The sequence below is a fragment of the Streptomyces sp. NPDC005899 genome (assembly GCF_040629645.1).
GTDB lineage: Bacteria > Actinomycetota > Actinomycetes > Streptomycetales > Streptomycetaceae > Streptomyces.
In genome coordinates, this window is sequence record NZ_JBEXWB010000405.1 from 1 (window position 1) to 5,170 (window position 5,170).

3 protein-coding genes and 1 pseudogene are annotated in these 5,170 nt (G+C 73.8%); all 4 read left to right on the plus strand.

All coding sequences use genetic code 11. The annotated features are described in order from the left end of the window. Nucleotides 1-99: 99 nt before the first annotated feature. Nucleotides 100-723 (plus strand): annotated as a pseudogene (locus ABZ371_RS28640) (DUF305 domain-containing protein); the annotation flags it as partial. Nucleotides 724-851: 128 nt separating this feature from the next. Then, nucleotides 852-1,277, plus strand: a complete 426-nt coding sequence (locus tag ABZ371_RS28645; protein WP_358684909.1) for a CBS domain-containing protein — start codon at nt 852-854, stop codon at nt 1,275-1,277. A gap of 163 nt (nt 1,278-1,440) precedes the next feature. Next, complete coding sequence (locus tag ABZ371_RS28650) at nt 1,441-3,006, plus strand: multicopper oxidase family protein (RefSeq protein ID WP_358684911.1); 1,566 nt, start codon at nt 1,441-1,443, stop codon at nt 3,004-3,006. A gap of 126 nt (nt 3,007-3,132) precedes the next feature. Continuing rightward, nucleotides 3,133-4,887: an NAD+ synthase gene (locus ABZ371_RS28655; protein ID WP_358684913.1), complete on the plus strand. Its 1,755-nt coding sequence runs from the start codon at nt 3,133-3,135 to the stop codon at nt 4,885-4,887. Nucleotides 4,888-5,170 lie beyond the last annotated feature (283 nt).

A 5,170-nucleotide genomic window follows, 5' to 3' on the forward strand; every position in this document is an offset into this window, starting at 1 on the left:
CCGACCGCAAGGGCATCGTGAGCCGGGACCGCGAGGACCTCACGGACGTCAAGCGCGAACTGGCCGAGATCACGAACCGGCCGGGCGGCGACGCCCACGGCGGAGTCGGCGGACGCGGGCTTCGCCCGGGACATGGCCGTCCACCATCAGCAGGCCGTGGAGATGTCCTTCGTCGTGCGGGACCGCACGCACGACGAGGACGTGCGGCGCCTCGCCTACGACATCGCCAACACGCAGGCCAACCAGCGGGGCATGCTCCTGGGCTGGCTCGATCTGTGGGAGCTGCCGAAGACGGCTCCGGCCGGGCAGGAGCCGATGGCGTGGATGGCCGGGCACCAGGCCGGGCACGGGGCGGCGCCCGGATCCGGGCACGGAGCGGCGGAAGGGTCCGGGCACGGAGCGGCGGAAGGGCTCGCCCACGGGTCGGCCCCGCACGACGCGTCCGGGTTCGTGGCCCACGACGGTGCCCTGATGCCCGGCATGGCGACCCGGACGCAGTTGCGGCAGCTGCGCGAAGCCGAGGGCGAGGAGGCCGAGATCCTCTTCCTGCGGCTGATGACCGACCATCACCAGGGCGGCGTCGCGATGGCCCAGGGGTGCGCAGAGCGGTGCGCCGTGCCGGTGGAGAGGCGGCTCGCCCAGGGCATGGTGCGGGCGCAGCGGTCGGAGCTCGATCTGATGGCGGACATGCTCGTGGCGCGCGGGGCCGTCCCCCGTCCGTGAGTTCCGGCCCGCCCGCCGTGCACCCGTACGGGTGATGGTCAGCGGTGGCGTGCGCCGAACGGGGCCGCGACAATGGGTGTGGCTCGGGGTCGTACGGATGCCTACCTATCGGCAAGCAGGAGGAACCCATGACCACCGCCAAGGACATCATGCACACCGGGGCCCACTGGATCCCCGCCCACGAGACGCTCGACCGTGCCGCTCAGATGATGCGGGACCACGAGGTGGGCGCGTTGCCCGTGTCCGCCAACGGCGAGCAGGACAGGATGGTCGGCATCATCACCGACCGTGACATCGTGATCGAGTGCGTGGCGGCGGGGCACGACCCGTCGAAGGTGACGGCGGGCGAACTCTGCGACGGCACCCCCCGGTGGATCGACGCGACGGCCGGGGTCGACGCCGTGCTGGACGAGATGCAGAGCCACCGCATCCGCCGGCTCCCGGTCGTCGAGGACAAGAAGCTGATCGGCATGATCAGCGAGGCCGACCTGGCCCGGCACCTCTCCGACGAGCAGGTCGCCGGCTGGGCGGAGCGGGTCTACTCCCACTCCTGAGCTCCCCGCAGCGCACCCTTCCCCTCTCCACCCCACGGCCCGGCGGCCCGGGACCGTTCGCCCACGCGCGCGGTATCGGGCCGCCGGGCGCCGGAGGGTGCCGGGGCGAGGTCGCCGGGTGTCGGGACCCGGCCTCATAACCGACACCGGTACGGTGCGCAATATGTCTGAAATGCCTACTCGTCGCGCCGTCCTCGGCGCCGGTATCGCCCTGACGGGAACGACGGCCCTCGCCCCGCGGGTCCACGCCTCCGCCCCCGCCCGCCCCTCGTCGGCCGCACGGGCCGCCGACCAGTACGTCACCCCCGACGGCCCGGAGGTCCAGGAGGCCGAGGCCCGGCGGGGAGCGGGGCCCCTGCGGAAGGTCTCGCTCACCGCCACCGCCTCGCGCGTCGAGCTGGGCGACGGGCTCACCGTGCCGACCTGGCTGTACGGCGACCGGCTGCCCGGCCAGGCGGTCCGGGTCACGGCGGGCGACACCCTGGAACTCGCCCTGGCCAACCACCTCCCGCAGTCGACCACCGTGCACTGGCACGGCCTCTCCCTGCGCAACGACATGGACGGCGTGCCGGACCTCATCCAGCGGCCGATCGCGCCGGGCGCGCAGTTCACGTACCGCTTCGCGGTCACACGCCCGGGCACGTACTGGTTCCATCCGCACTCGGGCGTCCAGCTGGACCGCGGGCTGTACGCCCCGCTCATCGTCGACGACCCGAGGGAACCGCTCGCCTACGACAAGGAGTGGACGGTCGTCCTCGACGACTGGCTCGACGGGGTGGACGGCTCCACCCCGGACGCGGTGTTCGGCGAGCTCACCAAGGGCCGGGGTGGCAGCCACGGCGCGGCGGCCGGGCACGGCGCCGCCCCCGCGGGCGGGAAGACCCCCTCGCGCGTACGGGCCGGCGCCGACAGCGAGCTGCTCGGTGGCCACGCCGGCGATGTCGCCTACCCGCACTACCTGGTCAACGGCCGCAGGGCGAGCGCCCCTTCCGTCTTCGAGGCCCGCCCCGGCGACCGCATCCGGCTGCGGATCGTCAACGCCGGCGGGGACACCCCCTTCCGGCTGGCGCTGGGCGGCCACCGGATGACCGTGACGCACACGGACGGTTTCCCGGTGCGGCACGCCGAGACCGACGCCCTGCTGCTCGGCATGGGCGAGCGGTACGACGTGCTGGTGACGGCCGGGGACGGGGTGTTCCCGCTGACCGCGCTCGCCGAGGGCAAAGGCGCGTCGGCGCTCGCCGTCCTGCGGACGGCGCCCGGGGCGCTGCCGCCGGCCACCGTGCGGCCCGGGGAACTGGACGGGCAGGTCCTCACGGCCGACCGGCTGACCGCCGACGACTCGGTGGCGCTGGAGGAGCGCGCACCGGACCGGACGGTGCGGCTCACGCTCACGGGCTCCATGGAGGCGTACGACTGGGCCTTCGACGGCAAGCCGTACGACCCGTCGGTGCGGCTGCCGGTCCGCGCCGGGGAGCGGGTCCGCCTCGTCTTCGACAACCGCACCCCGATGTGGCACCCGCTGCATCTGCACGGGCACACCTTCGGCCTGTCCGGGGCGGGCGGCGGGGCCTCCCCCGGCGCCCGCAAGGACACCGCCGTGCTCCTGCCGAGGCGTTCACTGACGGTCGACCTCGACGCGGACAACCCCGGCCTGTGGATGCTGCACTGCCACAACGTCTACCACGCGGAGGCGGGCATGATGACGGTCCTCGGCTACCTGCGCTGACCTCCCGGCGCACCGCTCCGGGGCGGGCCCGCCCGGGGACTGCGCACCGCTCCCGGGCGGGCCCGCCCGGGACTTCCGACGGGCCCGCCAGGACATCGTGTCAGAAAGACGATTAGACTCCGCGCCGTGCCACAACTACGCCTCGCACTGAACCAGATCGACGCGACCGTCGGCGATCTCGCCGGCAACGGCGAGTCGATCGTCCGCTGGACCCGGCACGCCGCCGAACAGGGCGCCCACCTGGTGGCGTTCCCCGAGATGGCGCTGACCGGCTACCCCGTCGAGGACCTGGCCCTGAGATCGTCCTTCGTCGATGCCTCGCGCCGGGCGCTGCGTACGCTCGCCACCCGGCTCGCGGACGAGGGCTTCGGTGAACTGCCGGTCGTCGTCGGCTACCTCGACCGGTCCGAGCACGCCGCCGAGCGTTACGGGCAGCCCGCCGGATCCCCGCGCAACGCCGCCGCGGTGCTGCACCGCGGGCGGGTCGCGCTGAACTTCGCCAAGCACCACCTGCCCGACTACGGCGTCTTCGACGAGTCCCGGTACTTCGTACCGGGTGACTCGATGCCCGTCGTACGCGTGCGCGGTGTCGACGTGGCGCTGGTGATCTGCGAGGACCTGTGGCAGGACGGCGGGCGCGTCCCGGCCGCGCGCGCCGCCGGGGCCGGGCTGCTGCTGTCGATCAACGCGTCCCCGTACGAGCGGGACAAGGACGACACCCGCCTGGAGCTCGTGCGCAGGCGCGCGCGGGAGGCCGGCTGCGTGACGGCCTATCTGGCGATGATCGGCGGCCAGGACGAGCTGGTCTTCGACGGTGACTCGATCGTCGTCGACAAGGACGGTGAAGTCGTGGCCCGCGCGCCGCAGTTCGCCGAGGGCAGCGTGATCCTGGACCTCGACCTGCCCGCCGCACCGGCCGAGATCCCCTCCGGGACCGTGGACGACGGCCTGCGCATCGACCACGTGGTCCTCACCGCCGAGCCGCTGCCGGCCTACGTGCCGGAGCTCGCCGGAGGGTACGCGGACCGGCTCGACGACGACGAGGAGGTGTACTCCGCCCTGGTCGTGGGCCTGCGGGCGTACGCCGCGAAGAACGGTTTCCGCAGCGCCCTGGTCGGACTCTCCGGCGGCATCGACTCGGCGCTCGTCGCCGCCCTCGCGTGCGACGCGCTGGGCGCGCGGAACGTGTACGGCGTCTCGATGCCGTCGAAGTACTCCTCGGACCACTCCAAGGGCGACGCGGCCGAACTGGCGCGCCGGACCGGCCTGCACTTCCGCACCGTGCCGATCGAGCCGATGTTCGACGCCGCCATGGGGTCCCTGGGTCTGACCGGGCCGGCGGAGGAGAACCTGCAGTCGCGGCTGCGCGGCACGACGCTGATGGCGATCTCCAACCAGGAGGGCCGGATGGTCCTCGCGCCGGGCAACAAGTCCGAGCTGGCGGTGGGGTACTCCACGCTGTACGGGGACTCGGTCGGCGCGTACGGGCCGATCAAGGACGTGTACAAGACGTCCGTCCTCCGCCTCGCGAAGTGGCGCAACCGGGCCGCCGAGGAGCGCGGGCAGACCCCACCGATCCCGGAGGCCTCCATCAGCAAGCCGCCGAGCGCGGAGCTGCGGCCGGGCCAGGTGGACACGGACTCACTGCCGGACTACGACGTGCTGGACCGGATCCTGGAGATGTACGTCGACCGGGACCGTGGACGGGACGCGATCGTGGCCGCCGGATTCGACGAGGGGCTGGTGGACAAGGTCCTGCGGATGGTGGACACGGCGGAGTACAAGCGCCGCCAGTACCCGCCGGGCACCAAGATCTCCCCGAAGGGCTTCGGCAAGGACAGGCGGCTGCCGATCACGAACCGGTGGCGCGAGTCGGGCTGATCCCGCGGGCTGATCCGCGGAGGCACGGGCCGGGGGCGGGCGTGATGACGGGCGGGGTGCGGGCCGGGCCGCCGGGGTACGGGGCCCCCGGGCATACGGCCCGGGGCACGCGGGGCGGGCGGGCGGCCACGTGGGAGCTCCGGACGTACGGCCCGGAGGGCTCGGGCGCGGGCCCCCCGGACGCACCGGTGGGCCCGTCCGGCAGTCGTTTCCGGCCGCCCGGACGGGCCCTGCGCGGTGTCCGCCGTGGTCCCGGCGGGACCGTCCGGCGGCCCGGCGGGAC

Excerpts from the sequence above, each read along its gene's own strand:
- ABZ371_RS28645 (WP_358684909.1), top strand. The coding sequence starts at position 852 with ATGACCACCGCCAAGGACATCATGCACACCGGGGCCCACTGGATCCCC.
- ABZ371_RS28650 (WP_358684911.1), top strand. The coding sequence starts at position 1,441 with ATGTCTGAAATGCCTACTCGTCGCGCCGTCCTCGGCGCCGGTATCGCC.